Origin of the sequence: Pseudomonas sp. NBRC 111119, from assembly GCF_001320125.1 — a bacterium.
In the GTDB taxonomy this organism is placed as follows: Bacteria; Pseudomonadota; Gammaproteobacteria; order Pseudomonadales; family Pseudomonadaceae; genus Aquipseudomonas; species Aquipseudomonas parafulva.
On record NZ_BCAV01000016.1, the window covers coordinates 1 to 22,554 of the forward strand.

At 56.4% G+C, this 22,554-nt stretch carries 18 protein-coding genes and 1 pseudogene; 3 read left to right on the forward strand and 16 right to left on the reverse strand.

Going from position 1 to position 22,554, the window contains the following annotated elements; all coding sequences use genetic code 11:
* Positions 1 to 1,390 precede the first annotated feature (1,390 nt).
* The 9 genes from APH25_RS06375 to APH25_RS06420 form a co-directional block, all read right to left on the reverse strand.
* Entirely contained in the window at positions 1,391 to 1,759 is a 369-nt protein-coding gene (locus APH25_RS06375) for a hypothetical protein (RefSeq protein WP_023047552.1), read from the reverse strand.
* A 289-nt stretch (positions 1,760 to 2,048) separates the two neighbouring features.
* Complete coding sequence (locus APH25_RS25855) at positions 2,049 to 2,318, reverse strand: hypothetical protein (protein ID WP_012315107.1); 270 nt, start codon at positions 2,316 to 2,318, stop codon at positions 2,049 to 2,051.
* Between the two features lie 1,146 nt (positions 2,319 to 3,464).
* On the reverse strand, positions 3,465 to 4,694 hold the full coding sequence (locus APH25_RS06390; protein ID WP_012315109.1) for an MFS transporter: 1,230 nt from the start codon (positions 4,692 to 4,694) through the stop codon (positions 3,465 to 3,467).
* 81 nt (positions 4,695 to 4,775) lie between these two features.
* The gene (locus APH25_RS06395; protein ID WP_012315110.1) at positions 4,776 to 5,987 is read right to left on the reverse strand and encodes a M24 family metallopeptidase; all 1,212 of its coding nucleotides are present in this window, start codon (positions 5,985 to 5,987) and stop codon (positions 4,776 to 4,778) included.
* A gap of 316 nt (positions 5,988 to 6,303) precedes the next feature.
* A complete protein-coding gene (locus APH25_RS06400; protein WP_012315111.1) occupies positions 6,304 to 6,696 on the reverse strand; it encodes a hypothetical protein in 393 nt (130 codons plus the stop codon).
* An 86-nt stretch (positions 6,697 to 6,782) separates the two neighbouring features.
* Complete coding sequence (locus APH25_RS06405) at positions 6,783 to 7,871, reverse strand: ABC transporter ATP-binding protein (RefSeq protein WP_012315112.1); 1,089 nt, start codon at positions 7,869 to 7,871, stop codon at positions 6,783 to 6,785.
* A 28-nt stretch (positions 7,872 to 7,899) separates the two neighbouring features.
* The gene (locus APH25_RS06410) at positions 7,900 to 8,709 is read right to left on the reverse strand and encodes an ABC transporter permease (protein WP_012315113.1); all 810 of its coding nucleotides are present in this window, start codon (positions 8,707 to 8,709) and stop codon (positions 7,900 to 7,902) included.
* Entirely contained in the window at positions 8,706 to 9,623 is a 918-nt protein-coding gene (locus APH25_RS06415) for an ABC transporter permease (protein WP_012315114.1), read from the reverse strand. Before APH25_RS06415 ends, APH25_RS06410 begins: the two co-directional genes overlap by 4 nt.
* Before the next feature lie 24 nt (positions 9,624 to 9,647).
* Positions 9,648 to 10,775, reverse strand: coding sequence for a spermidine/putrescine ABC transporter substrate-binding protein (locus tag APH25_RS06420; protein WP_012315115.1), 1,128 nt, complete (start codon positions 10,773 to 10,775; stop codon positions 9,648 to 9,650).
* A gap of 315 nt (positions 10,776 to 11,090) precedes the next feature.
* Between APH25_RS06420 and APH25_RS06425 the strand changes: the two genes are divergently transcribed.
* The 3 genes from APH25_RS06425 to APH25_RS06435 all read left to right on the forward strand — a co-directional run bounded on the left by APH25_RS06425 (position 11,091) and on the right by APH25_RS06435 (position 14,549).
* Positions 11,091 to 11,873 (forward strand): creatininase, encoded by a 783-nt coding sequence (locus APH25_RS06425; protein WP_012315116.1) that lies wholly within the window; start codon positions 11,091 to 11,093, stop codon positions 11,871 to 11,873.
* A 73-nt stretch (positions 11,874 to 11,946) separates the two neighbouring features.
* Complete coding sequence (gabP, locus tag APH25_RS06430; RefSeq protein WP_060481452.1) at positions 11,947 to 13,332, forward strand: GABA permease; 1,386 nt, start codon at positions 11,947 to 11,949, stop codon at positions 13,330 to 13,332.
* A gap of 197 nt (positions 13,333 to 13,529) precedes the next feature.
* Positions 13,530 to 14,549 carry a GlxA family transcriptional regulator gene (locus APH25_RS06435; protein WP_012315118.1) on the forward strand — a complete coding sequence of 340 codons (1,020 nt, stop codon included), beginning with the start codon at positions 13,530 to 13,532 and terminating at the stop codon, positions 14,547 to 14,549.
* 252 nt (positions 14,550 to 14,801) lie between these two features.
* On the opposite strand, the gene APH25_RS06440 is transcribed toward APH25_RS06435, so the two are convergent.
* The 7 genes and pseudogenes from APH25_RS06440 to APH25_RS06465 all read right to left on the reverse strand — a co-directional run bounded on the left by APH25_RS06440 (position 14,802) and on the right by APH25_RS06465 (position 22,531).
* The gene (locus APH25_RS06440) at positions 14,802 to 16,019 is read right to left on the reverse strand and encodes a PucR family transcriptional regulator (protein WP_012315119.1); all 1,218 of its coding nucleotides are present in this window, start codon (positions 16,017 to 16,019) and stop codon (positions 14,802 to 14,804) included.
* Positions 16,020 to 16,437: 418 nt separating this feature from the next.
* The gene (locus tag APH25_RS06445; protein ID WP_012315120.1) at positions 16,438 to 16,827 is read right to left on the reverse strand and encodes a hypothetical protein; all 390 of its coding nucleotides are present in this window, start codon (positions 16,825 to 16,827) and stop codon (positions 16,438 to 16,440) included.
* 114 nt (positions 16,828 to 16,941) lie between these two features.
* A pseudogene (locus APH25_RS06450) lies at positions 16,942 to 18,091 on the reverse strand (methyl-accepting chemotaxis protein); the annotation flags it as partial.
* Positions 18,092 to 18,362: 271 nt separating this feature from the next.
* Positions 18,363 to 20,618 (reverse strand): choline BCCT transporter BetT, encoded by a 2,256-nt coding sequence (betT, locus tag APH25_RS06455; protein ID WP_012315122.1) that lies wholly within the window; start codon positions 20,616 to 20,618, stop codon positions 18,363 to 18,365.
* A gap of 217 nt (positions 20,619 to 20,835) precedes the next feature.
* Positions 20,836 to 21,090, reverse strand: a complete 255-nt coding sequence (locus tag APH25_RS26205) for a hypothetical protein (RefSeq protein WP_071536794.1) — start codon at positions 21,088 to 21,090, stop codon at positions 20,836 to 20,838.
* Between the two features lie 2 nt (positions 21,091 to 21,092).
* Positions 21,093 to 22,055, reverse strand: a complete 963-nt coding sequence (locus APH25_RS06460) for a beta-propeller fold lactonase family protein (RefSeq protein ID WP_012315123.1) — start codon at positions 22,053 to 22,055, stop codon at positions 21,093 to 21,095.
* A gap of 179 nt (positions 22,056 to 22,234) precedes the next feature.
* Complete coding sequence (locus tag APH25_RS06465; RefSeq protein WP_012315124.1) at positions 22,235 to 22,531, reverse strand: OprD family outer membrane porin; 297 nt, start codon at positions 22,529 to 22,531, stop codon at positions 22,235 to 22,237.
* Positions 22,532 to 22,554 lie beyond the last annotated feature (23 nt).

The window sequence follows — 22,554 nt, forward strand, 5'->3', positions numbered from 1 at the left end:
CCTCGCGCATCGTGTAGGCGCTTCTGCGCAGACGTTTCTGACTGGCGACCGTCTCACGGGATAGAGAGGTTCCGCATGGGTGTGGCGGTTGCCATTGGAGCTTCGTATTGCCCGCCCCTCTTGCGGATGCCATTGCATGGTTCATCTATTTTCAGCGGTCGATAATGGCCGCCCGCTTTGGGTCGAAAGCGGACAATCCACGTGGGCACAGCAGCTCCCTGCTTTGCGGCGTGACACGGCTGCTCATTCAAGCCCCTTCCGCAAAACTACCGTCCTTTGGCTGTCTCCCACTTGGTCAGCGTTGACGAACAGAGCTAGGCTGGGCACGCCCGCCTACCTAGCGATCTGGGTGTACTCACACGCAGATGAATCGGCCACGAGTTCCGTCGACCACAATCACCCCATGTTTTGCATTCTACGCAAAGCAGCCCTTTGGCAATTCGACAATAATTCGAAGTGCTGTGCGTGCCCGTGCGAGCAGCATCGGGCGCTCTAAGCGCCTAGGCGGATCATGTATATCATGGGCCAATCGACCGTTGACCACAGGAAGGAACGGGGAAGAGAAACCGCAGGCCCCGTTAGCGCGACATACTGGTGCGTCGCTTAGGCAAGATCGCAAAGCTTGACCATTTCTGACCACCACCAGCCAGAAACAAAAAAAGACGCCTAAGCGTCTTTTTTCTTCAACCCACAAACCCAAAAGCCTGCAGATCTATATTTGGAGCGGGAAACGAGACTCACATCCGCCTTCCGAGCCGTTGAAAATTAAGGCTTTTCAGCAATCCCTGAAACAGAGATAGCCTTGATTCTGGACTCATTCTCTGCGGTAGGCAAGCCCCCTGCTCTCGCCGCAGTGCTTGGCGCGATACATTCGGCTATGCCTCAGCACGTTTGCTCGTGGGCTCCATCGTGAGCGCGTTTGTTGATGAACTCGGTTTCACGTTCGGTAGTTTCAGCGAGAGGCTTAGACGCTTGCTGGACATCGCACCTTCCACTTACGCCTGCGTCTGCCTCGTCAAGTGAACCAAGCTGGCTGATAAAGGTGCGAAGTAAAAAAAAGGGCCAATAAAAAATGGCCCTTACTTTGCGACCAACAAAGCGAAGACGGTTACTGCGATTTAGGCTCGGGCTAATGGGTCAGCGTCCGCACCGGCGATCACACCAGAATCATGCAGACGCGCAATTTCGATTCCTGACAGGCCTAGGACATCGTGCAGTACCTCATCGGTATGAGTACCCAGCAACGGAGCAGGCGAACCAAGCCCTGGAGCAATCCCTTCAAATCTGGCTGCAATTTTAGCGTTTATGTGGCAACCGACGCCCTGAGTGTTGAGGGTTTCGAATATAGGATTGTGGAGCCCAACGCGAGGATCGTCATCGAGCAATTGCTTCACACTCGAATACTTGCCCCATGACACTTGGAACTGATCGAGCCGCTCTGCAACACTGTTAATGAGCGACTGCGGAACCAGGGCTCCTGCAGGCCGACGATAGCGTTTCTTCCTTCATAGCGCTGTATTTCATCACTGAAATCAAGGCGATGCTGAGCCTCAAACTGAACAATCTGAAGTTCAAGGTCGCAGCATGCAACGAGCGAGCGCCACTGTGATGCGGTTATAGCAGCGACCATGAGACGCTGACCATCAGCGGTTTCAAAGTCCCGTCCAAACGCGCCATAGATGTGATTATCTACCGGGGCCCGATCACGATTAAGTACATCAGCTTCAGCCGAATTTCCCGCCATCATTTCACTGATCACCGGGAGCTTTCCTGCTCTTAAAGTGAGCAGAAGCAGTTGAACACCTGGGTCAGTTTTCGTTCAACGGCAACACTATTTGGTCCGCTGCCGCGGGGCCGGATAGCTCAGCTGCATATGTGTGATCGATCAGCGCTAAGCCCACATTTCTTCCTATTCGATGTACCCGAGGTGTTTTCACATAGCCTGGATCCTCTGCAGGCAGTCAGGATTCGACGAAGATGGTGGTCGCTAAAGTCCGTGAGTAAAGGCCACCTGCGGCGCGGGAGGCCTATGCAACATGCTTCACATTTTATTTCTGATCGGCAGCAAGGCGTCTTGCACACCCCACTCCCCAAGCCAATGCCCGAGTCATAGATTCGCCCGGTCGAGATAAGAATACCTCTTCATAAAGCGCCATCCCGCAGTGTGCATACACGCCAATGAACATCTGCGTCTGGCCAGTTCGGGCAAGCCTGACCTGGACATCAATCGAGGTACCGTCATTCAGCTCCTCGTCATGACTCCGGTGATGAAGCGCTGGATCGGCCCAAGCCCAAAAAACCTCACCGCGTATCCGCATGCCGCTCTCCTGCGATTTTAGTTTTCTAGTCTAACAACATAGCGCGGGGTGGTAAGATTTCAACTCTCAAGGAGATTGTCGGCTCTCATTTAGACCGTCGGCAGGAAAACCCACAAAACTACTCCTACGAAGAAGCTGGAAATGCCGTGGCAGCTGTGGCAGCACCAGGTTATAAATGCCTAATCCGGATGAAGAGAGTATAATCGCTTCGACTGTCGTTCCCCTCTTCAGTTAACTCCACCTCCATCCAGACACCATCTTTCGCGACGTTTCCCGACACAATGAATAGTCCGGGACCAAGTCCCGCCACAGATCCCCTTTTCTCGGCTGAATAGTGTGAGTATCGCCGCTTCAGCTCGAAGATGTATGATAGCGCCTGGGGGACAGGCTCACCCGAATTGCGAACACTGATCCGTGGAATCCCACACCTTACCCACCGTAACCTTGATTGAGGCCGTTGAATCAACATAGAGCAGGGCATTACTTATCAGGCTGGTGAACAACTGAGATATGCGGTCAGAGTCGAATTGACCGGTGATTCGCACCTGTTTATTCAGAAAGATCTTCGCTTGCGAAACCGCAGTGTTTAGCTCAGCAACAATATCGCGGCAAATCGAGTTCAACTCCACCTTCCGCAAGTCAACTGAATGCCTGTTCCCAGCTTGCAACGGGCCAGATCAAGTAGATCATTGATCAGGAAGTTACTCCAGCGTGCGCTGTGACAACTGATCCATACCCCGTAATTGATTTTACAAGTGATTCGTCAATCGCTTCGTTGAACCGAATCATGTTCTGGATGGGATCGGCCTCTTCGAGCATTTTGTGGGTCAGCCAGAGCGACAATATGCTTTTACGCAGCGCCCGATATCGCGCCGAGGTACCGTTTGCACACCGCAAACACTATGATCGGTACGTCCATCAAGAAGCCCCCGCACTCTTGGAGCATTTCGCCGCCCACTCACTCGTCGGTCCGGCCTGTCGGCTCTCTGCGCACGGATGCCATTACCTGGCTGAAAGAAATCCTCAGCGGTGTCGGCGCAGCTCCATCTTTCCTGGATTATATGCCAAGCGGATCTGTACCGCTTCGTCTATTGCTTCATGTTCCCAGCGCCCCGATGACTAGGTGTTAGTTTCAAAATAGCGCTATTAGCGAGCGGCTACGAGCCGGTGTCGACCTGAGGTATACCCGAAATACAGCATCGCTACGCCTACCACGCTAAGAAATATCTCAATGTGCGCATAGCCAATGGCCGGCCTGTAAAGTACCCCGACCAGCAGCGGCCCGAGTGCGCCCAGGCCGTAACCGACGCCTTGCACCATGCTCGAAAGCTCTGCCGCGACCTGTGCATTTGCCGAGCGCAGCACAATCATGGTGATGGCGATGGAAGTCAGGGCGCCCTGCCCGATGCCTTGTACCCCAGCCCATAGCCATACAGTGCCGAGCGGCGCGGACAGGCATCCAAGGAAACCGACCGTGGTGAGCACCACCACAACCACATTGAACCAGGATTGATTCGGCAAGCGTGTGGCTATCAGCGGCCCGAGCAGGCAAGCGACAATTTGCAGCAGGATCGAACTGGAGACGACGACGCTGGACTGCAGCGGCGTCATCCCCCGGCCATTCAGAAACGGGGCCAACCAGCCGAGCACGGTGAACGAATACATCGACTGCAGCACCATGAACAGCGTAAGTTGCCAGGCTAGCGCGCAACGCCACACCCCTAGTACGCGCGGCGCAGCCTTGGGTGCCAGCGCCCTGCCCTTGGGCAGTTGGAAAATCCAGCAGGCACAGGCTGCCGCTGCGGGCACTGACCACAGCGCCAACGCCGTTGTCCAGCCACCGCCCAAGGTGCTTTGCAGCGCCAGGGTGAACCCTGCGGCAGTCGCCGCACCGCTCAACAGCGCCATGGAGTAGAGGCCGGCCATCAGCCCGGTGATATTGGCGAAGTCACGTTTGATAAGCCCAGGCAGCAATACGTTGATGACGGCGATGGCACTGCCGATAACGATCGAACCGACCACCAGGCCGCTGACGTTCCCAGCGCCACGTATCAATAGTCCCACGGACAACGCCGCCATCAATACCAATATCGTGCGTTCTGTGCCCATTTTGCGGGCAAGCCAGGGCGCCACGGGCGCGAACAACCCCAGGCAGAGTACCGGCAGCGTGGTAATTGCACTGGCGGCGGCAGGCGGCAGGCCCAATTTGCTTGATATATCGGCAAGCACAGCCGCAAGGCTTGGGTATGCAGTGCGCAGGTTGAAGGCTACGAAAATAATGCTGCAGGCGAAATAAAAAAGCCGCGAGCCCTTGGCAATTGCGCCAGGTTGCGGCAGCTCCTGTTCATTGCGAGCGTGCGCTGCTGTGTGCTCCACGCGTGTCCTCCTTGAACCTTGGGCAATGACAAAGCCATGCAGATAAAAAAAGCCGCACAGTTTCCTGTACGGCGTGCTCGCTTACTTCTTGATGATGTTGTGTTCCGGGCCGTATGGGAACTTGGTGATGTTTTCAGCGCCGTTTTCGTTGACGATCAGAATGTCATGTTCGCGGTAGCCACCGGCACCCGGCAGGCCTTCGGGCAGCATGATCATCGGCTCGATGGACACGACCATGCCAGGTTCCAGCACGGTGTCGATGTCTTCGCGCAGCTCAAGGCCCGCTTCACGACCGTAGTAATGGCTCAGGGTGCCGAACGAATGGCCGTAACCGAAGGTGCGGTATTGCAGCAGGTCGTGCTCGAGGAAAATCTCGTTCAACTGATGGGCGATATCGCTGCAGCGCATGCCAGGCTTGATCAGCTTCAGGCCGGCCTCGTGGACCTTGACGTTTACCTCCCACAGGCGCAGGTGCTCATCGGAGCAATGGTCGAGGAACAGTGTGCGCTCCAGCGCGGTGTAGTAACCGGCGATCATCGGGAAGCAGTTGAGGCTCAGAATGTCGCCCTTGTTGACCTTGCGCGAGGTGACCGGGTTGTGCGCGCCATCGGTGTTGATACCGGATTGGAACCAGGTCCAGGTGTCCATCAGTTCGGCATCGGGGAAGGTGCGGGCAATTTCACGGACCATGGCCTGGGTGGCGTGCAGCGCCACTTCGTACTCAGGCACCTGGTCTCGCAAGGCCTCGACCACCGCAGCACCACCAATATCGGCAACCCGGGCGCCGTGACGAATGATGGCGTGTTCTTCAGCCGACTTGATCATGCGCATACGCATGCACGGCGCGGCAACGTCCACCAGCTCGGCCTGCGGATAGCGGCTGGCCAATTTGTCGCGGTTGACCAAGTTGAGGTGATCGAACTCGATACCGATACGTCCGGCCTTGGGCAAGGCTTGTTGAATCGCGACAAAATAGTTATCGCGCTGCCAGTCGGTGTAGATGATGTTTTCGGTGCCCACGGTACGTCGCCATGGCTGGCCACCGTCGATGTTGGCACTGATCGACACCACGGCATCCTGAGTCACCACTAGGGCATAAGGACGGCCGAACGAGCAATACAGGAAATCGCTGTAGTAGTTGATGTTGTGATACGACGTGAAGACGGCGGCATCGATATTGTTCTGGGCCAGGTAGCTGCGCAACTTGGATTGACGGTTGGCGTATTCCTGGTGCGAGAACGTCGGCTTAACTTTTTCGCCGTTGTGAATCTGTATTGTTTTCGGCATTTGCATGTCTTCAGTCCTTGGTAGGTGATCAGTAGAGAGGCCCTGTTGTCGGTGCCACTGGAGATCATTCGAACAGATAAACGGGGGGCTTTTTTGTGCGAATCCGACCCCTAGATGATCAGATCCGCCTTGCTGTAAATACCGCTCTGGAAAGGACAATATTGCCCGCAACGGCCGTTCAGGCCTCGCTGCAGAAAGCAGATGCAGAGGCTATCGATGAGGTAAAATGAAGGAGAGGAAACGTGCAATGCCGCGCCCATTGCAGGTGCGGATCAAGATAATGCTCGAGGCAGGTTCATCTCTGGTAGCGGGCGAGCACGCGCTACGGGCTCAACCGGGCGATTCCGATCAGCTCGGTCAATTCGCCCACATCGAGCGTGCGGCAAGTAGGTTTGGTCAGCAGCGCCAGCGACTCCCGCACGCTGTCATCGGTACACAACTGCAACTCACTGCCTAGGCACAGAATCAGCACATCCAGAGGCTTGGCCTGGCTTAGTTGTACGGTAGCCATCACGATACCATTGTTGGCCTTCAGCGGCTGGCCCTGAAGGCTCAGTATCTGCCATTCGCAGACCACGCAGCGGGCCACGTCGTTGGCTTGGCGCAAGGGTTCCAGCGCAGCGGCCAAGGCGTAGAAATCGAACCCTTCGGCCAGCAGGAAGCCAATACGCACGGCGCTGGCCAGGTTTTCGCTGGTTTCAGTCAATTGCTGCATGTACTGCCTCCTTCGGGTCAACTGGGCGTGGGTACATCTACCATTGTCCACGCCACCGCCCCTGCAGAGATGTCAGATATCGACCTCTAATTGCCACGTAAAATCAGCGCCCGCGCGTCGTCCCACCCGGCATGCACCGTCTGCCCACCCTTGAGCCCAAGCAAGTCGTAATCCGCGTGCAGCCTCTGCACTTGCAGTTCCAGCCCGTTGGCGGTTTCCAGGTAGACGTTGACCATCGAACCGATGAACTCCTCTCCCACCACGGTACACTCCAGGCGGCTGGTGCTGGTCGGTTGTACGGCCAGGTTGATATGCTCGGCACTGATGCACAGGGTGACCTCTTCACCTACCTCGACAGGTCGGTCTTCGGGCAAGCGCGCCAGAAAGCGGCCATGCGCCGAGTTCAGTTGCACCAGCCCGGTGTCGTCGAGGCCAAGCACGACGCCGTCAAACATGTTCTTGCCGCCGACGAACTCAGCGACAAAACGGTTGTGCGGTTCGAAGAAAATAGCCTTGGGCGTGCCAATCTGCTCGACCCGGCCACGGCTCATGATCACCACGCGGTCAGCCATGGCGAAGGCTTCTGATTGGCTGTGAGTGACATAGACGAAGGTGATGCCAAGGTCCTTCTGCAACCCAGTCAACACCGCCTGCATGCGCACGCTCAGGTGCGCATCGAGGGCACTGAGCGGTTCGTCCAGCAGCAGTATCGGGGGCTCGGTAACCAGTGAACGCGCCAGCGCCACCCGCTGCCGTTGCCCGCCAGAAAGCATGCTGATATCACGCTTGGCAAACTCGCCCAAGTCCAGGCGCTCTAGCCATTGCAGGGCTTTTTTGCGCCGTTCGGCTTTGCCCATGCCGCGCATGCGCAAACCGAACTCAACGTTTTCAAGCACGGTCAGAAAGGGGAACAGCGCCAGGTTCTGCCACACCAGTGGGGTGTCCCTTTGCCAGGAATACAGGTCGTTGATGCGCTCGCCGTTCAAGCGAATTTCGCCGCTGCTGGGCTTGTCGAGCCCGGCAAGCATGCGCAGCGTGGTGGTTTTACCACAGCCACTGGAACCCATGATCGCAACGAACTCGCCCTTGTGGATTTCCAGGTTCATCGGTTCGACAGCGACGTAACTGCCAAAGTTTTTGGCTACGTTATCGAATACCACTAACGGTTGAGTCATGGCGAGCTCCTGCGTCGGCATTGGATGTTCAGCTGTTTTTGCCGTATGCCGGTTTCTTCTGCCGGCGCATGAGCAAAACCTGGGCAACGATCGTCAGCGTAATCGTGGTCATGAAAACGATCGTGCCTATCGCATTGATGGTCGGGCTGACCTGCCCTTGCAAGGTATTGAGGATGCGTACCGGGACTGTCTCGTTAAGCCCCGAGACGAACCAGGCCACCGCGAACTCGTCGAACGACACGGCCATGGTCACGAACAGTGCGGCGAAAATGCTCGGGGCGGTGAACGGCAGGATCACGTAGCGCATGGCCTGCCATTGGCTGGCACCCAGGTTCCAGGCAGCGGCCTCCAGCTGCGGCTCCATCTGCGCCAGGCGCATGCGAATCACCGCCATGGCGAAGGGTGAGCACATGACGATGTGGCAGATCATGACGGCATACAGCTCGCCGGACAGGCCGATTCGCGACAAGAACGCGAGCATCGCCAGGCCCAGAATCACTACCGGAATGGTCGGTGGCAGCAGTGCCAATGCCATGTACACCGACTTGCCAAAAAAGTGATAACGAAAGTCGGTGTAGGCTGCAGTGAAGCCCAACAGCGTGGAAACCAGCGATACCACCACACCAACCACCAGGCTGTTGTTGAAGGCTTGCCAGACTTGCGGGTCGGCGGCAATCGCCTCGTACCAGCGCAAACTGAAGCCACCCAAGGGCAAGGAAGGAAAGCGGTCGACGTCGAAGGAAAACACGAAGCTGCCAATGATTGGCGTGAGGATGAACAAGAACACCAGCACTACGAAGCTGCGCAGCATGAAATTGATGACTCGATGTTCGTTCATGCGCGCCTCCTGTAGGCGTAGCGAACCATCAGGAACGCTGTCGCCAGCAAAGTCACGATCATCGTTGTGGCAATAACCGCAGCGCGTGGCCATTGCTGCCCCGATTTGGTCGTGTCGGTAATCAAGGTGCTCAAGGTTGGTGGTTGGCCACCCCCCAGATACAGCGGGCTGACAAAGTCACCGAAGGTCATGATGAAACAGAACAGCGCGGCGATGACGATGCCGACCCGCGTCGACGGTAGCACTACCCCAAATACCGTGCGCAAGCGGCCCGCGCGCAAGTTGTGCGCAGCTTCGATCAGCGTGCGGTCGATGTACATGAGGCTGAACAACTGCAGCAACACCACCAGCGGCAGGCACAGGGTGAAGTAACCCACATAGCTGCCAAAGGTGGTATTGAGCATGGGCAACGGGCCAACCCCCAGCAACGCCAGGGCGCTATTGAGCAGCCCTTGGTCACTGAGAAAGACTTGCCAGGAATAGGTGCGCACCAGGTAACTGGTAAAAAATGGCGTGATCAACATCAGCACCAACCATTGCCGGGTTGATTCGCGGAACTTGAAGGCAATGGTATAAGCGCACGGAAAAGCCACGGCACTAATCAGCACACTGGCGCCCGCCGCCATCGCCCAGGTGTGCAAGTACGCATCCCAGAAGTACTCGCGGCTGAACAGGTACTTCCAGTTCAGCCACTCGAACGCAGGGACCATGCGAAAGTTGCGCACCAGCCAAAAGCTGATGGTCAGCAGAAACAATAAGGGCGCTACAAAAAACAGCAGTTGCCAGACCAGTATCGGCAGAGACAGGCTCAGCCCATACCCCGGCAGGCGCCAGGTGCGCTTGCCGAACTGCCCACGCGTGCGTGCAGGCTCCTCACTGGCGGGCAGTGGGGGCGATAGCTTGTTCGAAATCATTACGCCGCTCCTCGGTAAGCGCCATCAAGCGCCCTTGTATTGCGACCAGAAGTCGTTCCAGTCCTCCAGGCTCTGCTGCACGGGGAGCGCGCGATACTGAATACGCCCCTCGCGGATGTCATCCATGACATTGCGCTGGCCCAGTACCATGCCTTGGCGTTTGGCTTCGGCAAGGTCGGTAGTGTTTAGCAACTCCCAGCCGCGCTTGTTGGGAATCAGCGCCGGGTAAGCCTCCATCTTCGCCGACTTCACCTGGCCTTCAGGAGAGGTGATGTATTGAATGAACTTCTTCGCAAGTTCCGGGCTGCGGGCTTTCTTGGCGATGCAATACGACTCGGTCCATTGCAGGCCGCCCTCCTCGGGTATCACTGTTTTTACCGGTGCCCCGGCACGCTGCAAGACCCCGGTAATCCAGTCACCAATGCCACACATCGCGTGGATCTGGCCGTTTTTCAGGGAGGAGAAGGTACTGCCATAATCGAAGAACCCGGCCACCTGCCCGCGTAGGCTCATGGTTTTCTCCTGGAGCCTCTTCCAGTGCGCCGCGTCGATGTCGTAGGGCAGCCTGTTGCCATTGAGCAAGCTGATCTGCCCCAGGTTCGGCAGGTGCCAGTCGAAGTGACCGACCTTGCCCTTGAGGCTGTCGTCCCAGAACACTTGGTAGCTTTTCGCCTTGGACTCCGGCAGCAGCTGGGTATTGAAGGCGATGCCGAGAAAGCCGAAGCGGACCATGACCGAGTACAATTCATCGCCCTGCCAGTGCCCTGGAAAGTGCTGAAACTCTGGGTAGAAGTCATCGAAAGGATAATCGGCAGGGTCCAGTCGCTCGATATAGTCGGCGGCGTTGAGTTGTTGCACATACTCGGCATCCGACAGGATCAGGTCGAAGGTGCCCGGTGGTGACTGCGAAATGAGCCCCAGCATGTTATCGCCGCCGGTGTAGTACTTGGCCCGCACCTTGACCCCATGCTCGCGCTCGAAATCCGCGACGATGTCGGGCGCGGCGTGGCCTGCCCACGCCAGTATCACCAGTTCTTTTTCGGCCGCGGCAAAGGTTCTGCTCGGCAGTACCCCGGAAAGCGCCGCGACACCGGCCAGAATGCTGCTGCTCTTGATAAAGGTGCGGCGTGAAAGATCGGCGCGATACGTCATGGAGATACCCTCGGTAATCAAAAGTGCTTTGGCCCAGCCGAGCTTTCGCCCCGCTTTCCCAAGGTTTTCACCGCCTGTGTGATTACCGATTGCAGCAGATTGCCACTAGGGCAAGTTGTATTTTTCCGACCTGTATTTTGTCAAATTCGCCCCCTCTCAGACCGACCCACCTGAATCGCAGGTCCGTCAGAATTTGTCAAATTCAGGTCGGGAACTGACAAATGAATGTCGTTGTGATCTGATCAAATCATTGTAAGTGTTGGCTCGCTGCAAACGGACTACTTCAAAGAATACAAGAACATAGAGAGATAACCGATGAACGAGAGCGTAGTGGTTGGCGAACTCACCTGGCCTGAGTACGCACAGAAGGTAGCGTCCGGCAGCACGATTTTCTTGCCGGTGGGCGCCTTGGAGCAGCACGGTCATCACATGTGCATGGAAGTGGATGTGCTATTGCCTACCGCCCTGTGCAAGGCGGTAGCACGAGAAGTCGACGGTTTGGTGTTGCCCGCCTTGGCCTACGGCTACAAGTCACAGCAGAAGTCCGGCGGCGGCAACCACTTCCCCGGCACCACCAGCCTGGATGGCGCAACGCTGACCCATACCATCCAGGACATCATCCGCGAGCTCGCCCGGCATGGGGCGCGCAAGCTGGTCTTGATGAATGGCCATTATGAAAACTCGATGTTCATCGTCGAAGGCATTGACCTGGCGCTGCGCGAACTGCGCTATGGCGGTATCACCGACTTCAAGGTGGTGGTTCTGTCCTACTGGGACTTCGTCAATGCGCCGGCGGTCATCGAAGAGCTCTACCCCGAAGGTTTCCTCGGTTGGGACATCGAGCACGGTGGCGTTTTCGAAACTTCATTGATGCTGGCCCTGCACCCTGAAAAGGTCGACCTGAGCCGCGCCGTCGACCACCCACCGGCAAAATTCCCACCTTACGACGTCTTCCCCATCATCCCTGAACGCACCCCCGCCTGCGGAACGCTTTCCTCGCCCAAGGGCGCCAGCCGAGAAAAAGGCGAGTTGACTCTGCGGGTTTGCGTAGAGGGCATCAGCAGCGCTGTGCGGGAGGCCTTCGACCTGCAGAAATAGCACCACCCTCCAGCCCAGAGCACTACCGCCGTACGCAGTTCACCCTCCTTCAAGAATAAAAAGGGTAATTAGCATGTCCAGCAACTCAACTCTGGCCCCCGGCCTCAAGCAGCGTCACGTCACCATGCTGTCAATCGCTGGCGCTATCGGCGCCGGCCTGTTCATCGGATCGGGGCATGCCATTGCTGCGGCCGGTCCTGCGGCAATTCTCGCGTACATCATGTCTGGCACGCTGGTCGTTCTGGTCATGCGCATGCTCGGAGAAATGGCGGTGGCCTCGCCCGATACCGGGTCATTCTCGACCTACGCCGAACGGGCAATGGGACGTACGGCAGGCTTTACCATCGGTTGGCTGTACTGGTGGTTCTGGGTGCTGGTCATTCCAATCGAAGCCATTGCGGCAGCGGCCATTCTGCATGCCTGGTTCCCCGCGATAGAAACCTGGGAATTCGCCCTGGCGGTCACCGGTTTGCTGACCTTGACCAACCTGTTCAGTGTGGCGCGCTACGGTGAATTCGAGTTCTGGTTTGCGATGCTCAAGGTTATCGCGGTGCTGGGGTTCATTGCTCTAGGTGCATTGGCACTGACCGGCGCGTTGCCCGATGTTTCGGTCAGCGGCGTGGTCAACCTGAGCCATGAGTTTGGGGGTTTCATGCCCAACGGCATGACCGCGGTCATCGGTGCTATGCTCACCACCGTGTTCAGCTTCATGGGTACTGAAATTGTCACCATTGCCGCCGCCGAGTCGAAAAATCCCTCCAAGCAAATCACCCGTGCCACCAATTCAGTGGTGTGGCGAATGGGGATCTTCTACATCGTCTCGGTGTTCCTAATCATCTCCATCGTCCCCTGGAACGACCCCATGCTGGTGCAGGTCGGTTCCTATCAACGGGCCCTTGAATTGATGAACATCCCGCACGCCAAAATGATCGTCGATATCGTGGTGCTGATTGCCGTCGCCAGTTGCCTCAACTCAGCCATCTACACCGCATCGCGCATGGTCTATTCGCTGAGTAAGCGCGGCGACGGCCCACGCGTTCTGCAGCGCACCTCAGCGGCGGGCGTGCCAGTGATTGCAGTGCTGGCCAGTACCGCAGTGGGCTTCTTGACCACTGCACTCAATTACTTTGCTCCCGACGAGGTGTTTTCCTTCCTGCTGGCAAGTTCGGGGGCGGTAGCGCTTCTGGTCTATCTGGCAATCGCTGTTTCGCAATTGGTTCTGCGTAAGCGGATGGACAGCCAAGGCACTGCGCTGGACTTCAAGATGTGGATGTTCCCCTGGCTCAGCTACCTGGTCATCTGCTCCATAATCAGCATTCTGACGATGATGCTGGTGATGCCAGGGCATCGCATGGAAGTGGTGGCAACCGGCGCGCTGGCGCTGTCCATCGTCTGTATCAGCGCTATTTTCTCGTCTAAAAAAAGCACTTCGGCCACTGTGGCGAGCAAGTCTGCCTGACCAGGCCCAGTCGCTACCCACCCTGTGAAGGCATTGCTTTCGCAGGGTTTTTTGCTTTTCGCTGGGGCGCCTCCCAATGCTCAGGCACTGCGTGTACTATCACTCGGACAAATGCATCAACCTAAACATAATGAATTGCCGATTCACGGCAAACAGACGCAGAGCACGTCATTTTTTGCATTCAAGGAGTCATATTGATGGGTACGTTAAAATCCTCGCCGTTGGCACCGGAATACCCTGTCAATGATGCCCCGCTGCTGAGGGTCGTCGGTTTCCTGATCACTCCCAATTTCACCACCATTGGCTTCGCCTCGGCGGTGGAAACCTTGCGCATGGCCAACCTGGCAGCACGCAAAACCATGTTCCAGACCCTGATCATTGCAGCCGACATGGAGCCAGTGAGTGCCAGCAACGGCATGCGCATCCTGCCCGACTTCAGTATCAAAGATGCCCCAAAGCTGGACATGCTGTTCGTGGTCGGGCCAAACCCGATCGTCTCCGATCAGAATACCCGCCCCATCCTCAACTGGCTTCGCAAGCTGGCACATGACCAGGTGCCGTTGGGCGGTATTTGCACGGGCAGCCATTTGCTAGCGCGCGCCAATCTGCTCACGGGTTATCGGTGCACCATCCACTGGGAAGATATCGAGGCGCTAAAGGAGCGATTTCCCGGCATTATCATTTCCAACCAACTGTTCGAGCTTGACCGTGACCGCTTCACGAGCTCCGGCGGCGTGGCCTCCATGGACATGCTCCTACAACTAATTGCCCGAGAACCTGGCGGACGAGACATTGCCAGTCATGCGGCTGAACTGTTGTTGTGTGATCGAGTACGTGGTTCGCAAGAGCGCCAGCGTGTGCCTTTGCGGCAAAAACTCGGCACTTCCCAGCCCAAACTCAGTCAGATTGTTACTATCATGGAAGCCAACCTTGAAGACCCTATGACCTTGGAAGAGCTTGCCGAACTGAATGAGATCTCCGTTCGGCAAATGGAGCGTTTGTTCCACAAGCACCTTCAAAACACACCGAGTCAGTATTACTTGGAGCTTCGCCTGACACGGGCCAGGCAACTACTGCTGCACAGTGAATCTCAAGTGCGTGATATTGCCCTCGCCTGTGGATTCATTTCGCCAGCGCATTTCTCAAAGTGCTACAGTCGCTTCTTTGGTGTCTCACCAATCGGCGAGCGAAAAAAAGTAGCCTCTTCACATCACTGAACAACCCTGTCGTTAGTTTTCTTCGCGCGGTCTAGGGGCCCTCGCCATGCTACACCCCTCAGCGGACCTGCAATGTGGGGGACATCCAGGATGTGGCGCTCCATGTAGGCGACATCACCATTGTTCTGCCGGAAATCGAGGTCACCCCCGTCCTGCCTTGGGCTATCACTACGATCTGGCTAGATGTCATGCCATTCAGGGCGAAGCGGACTACGCTTGCCACGCAGGAGCGCATCGATGATGTTCATGTCATTATTCCTTACCTCGGGCTACAGACATGTGCCATACCATAATAGCGATCGAAGCATTCATACGAAAAAGTGGATCATCCAAGGATTTCCCACTCCTTTGTTCGATGCGCTGGATACGTTGATTAATAGTGTTGCGGTGAAGTCCCAGGCGCTGGGCAGCCTTGATCCCGTTGCCGTTTTCCTTGAGCAAAGCCTCGAGGGTATGTACAAGTACATTAGGGTGTTTACGACCGGGCACGAACAGCGGGCCGAGTGTCATTTCGACGAAGTCATCGATTAGCGTGTGGTCGACTATCCCCTGCAGCAAACCCAACACGCCCAACTTGTTGAAATCGCAGTAACCGCTCTCCGGGCGCAGGTTCTGCGCCACATTCAGCGCCTGACGCGCTTCGTTGAGCAGTCGGCAGTAATGTCCGCAGTCTTCAGCCAGGCTCGACAGACCCATGTACACCTCCAACTCCCCTGCCACTCCGATCAGTTGCCGACGCAACGTGGTCAAGGCTGCCGGCAGGTCATCGGCATCCACTAGCAGCAGCACGAAGAGGTCGCCCTGCATATCTACCGTCACCGTTCCTGGGCGGCTGCGGCTCCAGGCTTCAAGTTGGTCTTCCAAGACCTGCCGAGTGGCTTGCCACAACTGCTCGCCCTGAGCCAGGCCTTGGCGCTCAAACAGCGTCTCGATACCAAACAAACGCAGCGCTACCAGTCGCCGTGGGATATCAAGCGTCAGTTGCAAATGCGCAGCCCGCTGTCGTGCAATGGCCAAGCTCGAGTAATCTCCGGTCAGCAACTGGCCGAGAATGTGGTTGCGCGAGCGTCGTACTTGAGTCATATGCATCAGGGCCCTATCGATCAGGTGGGTCACAAATACCAACCTCAGCGATGAGGGTTGCTCGATCAGCGGTAAGCCCAACTGTTCAGCACGAGCGATTACCGAGGACGAAATGCACTGGGGAAACGAGCCGCCAGTAAGAACCACTACCCCGGCAATGCCCAACACAGCACCAACCTCGACCAAAGTGAGCAGCTTGGGTTCGTCACATAGGTAATTGATTTCCGAGATAAATACCAGTTCGCCGCCCATTTTACACGCGGTAATACCCTCATTTCCCGCCACGTATGACCAGCATACTCGTCGTTGCAAGTAACGCTCGCCTGCGCGGACCCTCATGCCCTCCAAGCCGGGCAGGTGCAGGACTTCATTAAGGGTCAAGCTCAAGGCTCTACACCCGTCAGGCTCTGCATCTGGTGCCCTCTGACTGGCTCGCGCATGAAAAAATCGGACTGTACCACGGCGTCAATGCTCGCCGAAGACATTAACTTTAGAAATAGAAGGGACATATCAGTAATGCTCCTATGCCATGACCGATACCGCTTGCGGTTGAGTCTCAGCAAGCATACCGAAGAAAGTGCCAGGGACTTGTAATGATGCTACCTGAAATCGATCATTTTCACTCACTCAACAAGGACATGACCGCGGTCAACAGGCCCAAGTATCGAAATGCCCTCCCGTAAATTCCAACGATGGGATATTGTATGACTCTCCACTCTACCCATTATCTTTATGCGCTACCCCATGCCATCCGACTGGTGGCAGCCAACTATCGAGCTAATGTCTTTCCCTCTCAGCTACTTCTCTATCTGGACAAGTCGAGCAAGCCCCCTTCTTCTTGGGACAGTCTCGCCAACTGTTTTTGGATGGTCTTCTTCTGCGTCTGATCGATTTTATCATGACTGGCTTCCTTGCGGAGAAGCACGCCGAATGCATCGAAGGCCAGCTTGACCAACTCGCATTCGGTGACCAAGCAAGTATCTCTACTCAACTGAAATCCTTGATACCCCCGGCCAATGATGACTGGGGAAACGCACGCCTCGCGCTGGCTTGGGTTGAGCTGTTTGCCGCGATTGCCATGAACGAGAGCATTAGTCGGGTTGCTACCCGACGTGCCGCGATTATTGTTCAGTGCATCCGATCTGTGGTTCTGCGAATGGCGCTGCTGGCTGATGAAGTTGGGTTGCTTGGACATGATTGTCTCCTGCCGGGTGGTAAGGAAGTCGCATACTAGCCATCCGGCTTAACGCGGTATCTAGGCTTTTTGGAGACGAACTTTGAGAAGCTCAGCAGCAACAAAGGCATAGGTCTATGGTCGAAAGCGCTTAACCAAGTAATCAAGCTCATGGCCAAGGCGTGCTAATTCGATACTTGAGGCGGCGGTCTCATCGCTAGCACTGGCGGTTTGTTCAGAGATCTCACGCACGCTAAGCACATCACGGTTGATGTCTTCAGCCACAGTGCCTTGTTGCTCGGCAGCGATTTGCTGATTCATCGCTTGGGTTGACGACACCGAGCGGGTGAAACTTTCCAGTGAGCAGGCGGCCCGGCGGGCCAGCTCGACAGTGATATTGGTCAGGTCGTGACTACTTTCCATCACCTTCGCGACGTGCTCGGTCCCACTTTTCAGACCAACAATCAACTCCTCGATTTCCTCGGTGGACTGCTGGGTGCGCTGGGCCAGGCTGCGTACCTCATCAGCCACCACGGCAAAGCCGCGCCCGCCCTCACCGGCCCGCGCAGCCTCAATAGCAGCATTGAGCGCCAGCAGGTCGGTCTGCTGGGCGACTGATTTGATCACATCGAGAACACTGCCAATCTTGTTACTTTCCTGCTTCAGCTGGCTCATGGCCTGAGTAGACCCTCCTACCCCGAGCGCTAGGCGTTCGATTTGGGCGATGGCTTCGCCAACGACTTTGTCGCTTTTGCGAGCCTGTTGGTCGGCGACGACGGCGGCTTTGGATGCTTCCACAGCATTCCGTGTGACTTCCAGTACAGTGGCGGTCATTTCGTTCATGGCGGTGGTCACCTGGTCGGTCTCGATCTTCTGACTGTTGGCTCCGACACTAGTCTTCTCGGTGACCGCCGACAGCTCTTCGGCGGCGCTGGCGATTTGGATGACGCTAGCGCCGATACCGCCAATCAGTTCGCGTAGGCTGGTGGTCATCTATTGCAGGCTGATTTGCAATTGCCCCAACTCATCGTGGCGATTGACCAGCACATCCTGACTCAAATCGCCGGAGGCAATGCGATTGCATCCTTGAGGGCATGCCGCAACGGTGTAGTGATTTGCCGAGTGATGGTCCAGGCCGTCACTGCGCCGAGTAGTAACGCCACCGCAGTGATACTAGCAAGTAGGGTTGGGCAAAAGACGAATCCGCATCACGCTTAGCGAATTGCGACGTTATCAATTGCTGGGTGGCCTCGAGCAGGATATCGCCTTGCCTTCCCATTTTGGCAAACACAGGAGTCAGATCGACTCCCGTTTGTTCTTAAAGCCCCGCCATGCCTGACCTGGCGGTTTTATCCGAAGGAAATCAAATGAACCCTCCACAACTGCTGGTTGCCAGCGCACTGCTCCTGCACGCCCCCTGACGATGGCCGAGAGCGATGCCGCTCAAAGCAAGGCCCTTTTCGCCACGCAATGCGGTTTCTGCCACAGTACTGAACAGGGCAAGAACCTGATTGGCTCCCGGGCCTGGGCACCTGCTGTCAATCCGCATCGACGTATCAGCGCGGGCCCTGCCCGGATTCATCGGGCGCCTCAGGGGGCTGGTACTGCCTGGGTGTCAGAACAGAGGCAGTAGCATTTTCGCTCGAAAAGACAAGGAACGCCAGGTGGGTCTCATATCGATCGAGTACATCGTCGATGACCTGCCGTTTGGTCAGCCCCATCAGGTCATATCCACCAGACCCGGTCTGGGTATACACCTCCAACCGATAATAGACATCGATCTCTCGCGTCATACGGCCGCTGAACATGGGCACTGGCGCCTCTACGATGGCCACGTGGTAATGGAAATCGCGGAACGTATCCATCGAGACCAGCAGCAACGGCTCCTCGAAACCATCGCTGTTGACCACACTTTCCCGTGTGACGTCATACCCCTGATTGCGAAACTCGGCCGCGACTTCGTCCAGTGCTGGCCCGACAATACGGTTGAGGAACTGGGTGACTTGGCGCAGCGATGGGAATGCCCGCAAGTGCTCGAGCCGCTGCTTCCAGGAGCGCTCCGGGACATGCCCCCCGATAGCTGTCGTGGAAGGACGACGTATTACCCTTCCCTCGCGTTCAGCGCGCTCCATGCGCAATACTTTGTAGAACGATGCCATCACCAGATAAGCAATGATCGTCACCGGTAGCGCGAAGATCAGCGTGGCGTACTCCATTGTCTTGACCCCTCCCGCAACTAGCATCGCCACGGTGAGCATGGCCGTGAGCAAGGCCCAGAAGATACGCAGCCAGCTTGGCCCGTCATGGGAAGGGTCGGGAATCGAGGCCGAAAAATTCGACATCACCATTGCCCCGGAATTGGCGCTGGTGAGGTAGAACAAAAGACCTGACAGCGTCGCCAGGCCAATCAAGAACATTGGGGCCGGGAACATCTCCAGCAGTGCGTACCAACCCCGCTCGGGGCTGTCCATCGCAAGTTGGGCAAAAGCGGTATTGCCCTGCAGCACCTCAAACAGTGCGGAATTGCCAAACAGTGAAACAATGATGAAATCGCACAGCACCGGCGCGGTCACTGCCGCCAGGACGAATTCGCGCAGCGTGCGCCCCCGCGAAATCCGCGCCAGGAACACGCCAACGAATGGCCCCCATGCCAGCCAGAAGGCCCAGAAGAACAACGTCCAGCCCGCCATCCATCCGGCACCATCGGGCGAGTAGGCGAAGGTTTGAAAGGTACGCGCGGGGAACGTGACAAGAAATTGCCCAATGTTCGACACTAGTGCGTTTAGCAGGAATGCCGTCTCCCCGGTCAGTAGAATGTAGAGCATCATGGCCACGGCGCTCCATAGGTTCAGCTCGGCGATCCAGCGGATACCACGGTCGACGCCGGACGTGGTAGCCGCAATGGTCAGTGCCACAGCCCCCACTACCAGTACGGTCTGCAAGGTAAGGCCCTGATCCAGACCAAAAATCAGCGAGAAACCCACGCTCAACAGTACCACGCCGATGCCCATCGATGTGGCGACGCCAAACACGGTACCGACCAAAGCAATGATGCTGATGCCATCGCCCAACGGGCCGCGCACGCGTTTGCCAAACAGCGGATAGAGCGCAGCGCGAATCGACAGCGGCATGTCCCATCGATAGGCAAAGTAACCCATGGCCATGCCCAGCAAGGCATACATCGCCCAACCTGCGATGCCATAGTGAAACATGGTCCAGATCACTGCGTCCTGTATAGCCTCGGCAGTCCCGCCGGTGCCGCTGGGCGGGTGCAAATACTGCACGACCGGGCCGGTGACCGAATAGAAGAGCATGTCTATCCCGACCCCTGCGGCAAACAGCATGGCGACCCACGTCACCAGCTTGTACTGCGGCCGCGAGTGGTCGGGGCCAATACGCACGTCCCCCTCTTTGGAAAACGCCACCCATAGCACGAACCCGATCACCAGGGTCATCGTCAGTACGTAGTACCAGCCCAGGTTCGTCGCGATCCAGTCTGTGATCTGCTTCATTGCCACACGTGCAGCATCGGGCATGAGGATCGTGGTGATGGAAAACGACAGTATCACCACTGACGAAATCAACAAGACGCTCCAGTTGATATGAACCTCACGATGCTCGACGAGTTCGTCATGGCCTTTGCTCAGGTCGCTGCGCGATACGGGTGTATCGTCATCGTAGCTTGGACGCCTGGACAGGCGATCGGTACCGCCAAATTTACTACGCTCAGGCGCAGGAATCGACTTTACGCCTCCTGACGTGATCGGATCGACACCGTCGCGGTGCTGATCTGAAGGTGGTTCGAAGGGCATGGGTTTTCTCCTGTTGCGTACTTGACTTCAAGGTCCCCTGAGAGGGTTAGGATGTTCGGAGGCGTGAACTCTCTTTATTCTGATGGCACATTTGAATGCACTCTGGGCACAAGTGCCGATTGAAAACACTCATCAATTTTTTGGCCTGAGCCACCTTGCGTGGCTCCGGCGGGCATCGAACAGCCCTGCAGTTACAATTGCAACGCTTCAACCCAAATCAGCGACTTACCAGCTTCGGACATGTCGTACTTGCGGTAAATCGCCAAGATTCCGTCGGGCTTGATGCGGAATATTGCGATGTTGGCGCTGACCTTTCCGTTACCGGGCCACGCTGGACTTGCCCGTCTTTCTGGTTGCCCACGATGAGCCATTGATTGCCGGGTGCCACACTGATCGTGAGGGCTTCTACCCCATGCGTCGAAATATGTTGCAAGCGCTTCGGCTCACCCGTTTTTGCATCCAGTGCAAACACCGCTACGTCGTTTTCCCATGTTTGAACACGGCGGGTTTTCCGATCGTGTGAAGCTTATCGGAGCGGTTCGTGCCGTATAGATACTTGCCGTCTGGCCGCACCAGAATCACCCCGTCTTTGTTGATGCCCTCATCGTCTTCGGCTTGCCAGTGCGGGTTGAGGATACTGGTTTTGAACACGGGTTCGTTGGCCAACCGCCCTTCTTGGGTCAACCGATAGGTGTAGATACTGCTGCCTCGCTCCTTCGCCATGTACGCCAGGGGCGCACAAGGGTGGTAGACGACATGGCATGGACCAACCTTGGATGCAAAGGTATCGCCCCCCACTGGGGGAAACTTGCCGTGCACATAAGCATATGTGGAAAGCGTCCCCAAATTTTCCGGGTTGCTGGAGCTCGCATCATTGCCACGACCCGGTGATATCACAAATCTGTTGTTTGGGTACGACCGTGACCTGACGGGTGAAAACCCCCGACTTAATCGGTTGATCCTGCTTGATCTGTACACCGAAACGACCATCTGACCCCAGCGCATGAACGGTGAGAGTTGGCGCCAGATTGTAGGCCAGCAGGAATGTGTGCCATCGCGATCGAGCGTCAGATAGACTGGCCACTGTTCAAACTTCTCTGGGTCGTCCAGGGGTTCCAAGTGACCTGAAGCATGATCGATGGTGAAAGCGCTAAGCCTGTGAAAGTCGCCAGGCTTGGCATCGTCGATGTTGCTGGACGCAACATAAAGGTGTCGATTGCCTTTTTCGGCAACTGCGAACTGTAAGAGTGCAGGCAATTGAATCACGCTATTCTGCGTGATTATGCCATCAAACGCAAGGGAGTAACCGATTACGTTGCCCTCGGACCCCGCATAAATCTGAGTCACTGCCTGTGTATTTGCTGCCATGACCACCTGAGACGCCACGATGAAAACCCCTGCCAGCAACACACTAGAACCTTGTAATTTGAAGATCATGAGCAGCTTCCTTGAATGATCGAACGCAACACGTAGCCGATAGAGTCATGTCGATTCACCGCTTCATGCCTTTGAGGCCCATTACTTCAATGGAGTGTCGGCGGATAGACCAAAATCAACCGATGCTGGTCGAAGTCCTGCCTACCCTGATAATCACGCCTCACCGTGGCGCTGCGCCATTAAAGCACCAGGTCCTTGAACGTCCCGGTCTGTACCGAATAGGCGAGTTCTGATTCGCGTATCAATTCTTTGCCATTATGGTCTGCCGGGGACACATCGATGTCGCGCCCCTGGATATAACGGTTCATCAACGTCAGGCCAAGAAGCCCTAGGCTGGCAAAGTCAAAGTCGTGCTGATGGGTACTACCGCACTGGATCCAGGCGTCGTTAACCGTGCCAGCCTGCACGTCAACGCCCATTGCCTGCGTGGTATAACCGATGGTGTGGCGATGCTCGTGATCAATACCGACCAACATCAGACCAGCACGCTGATCTAACC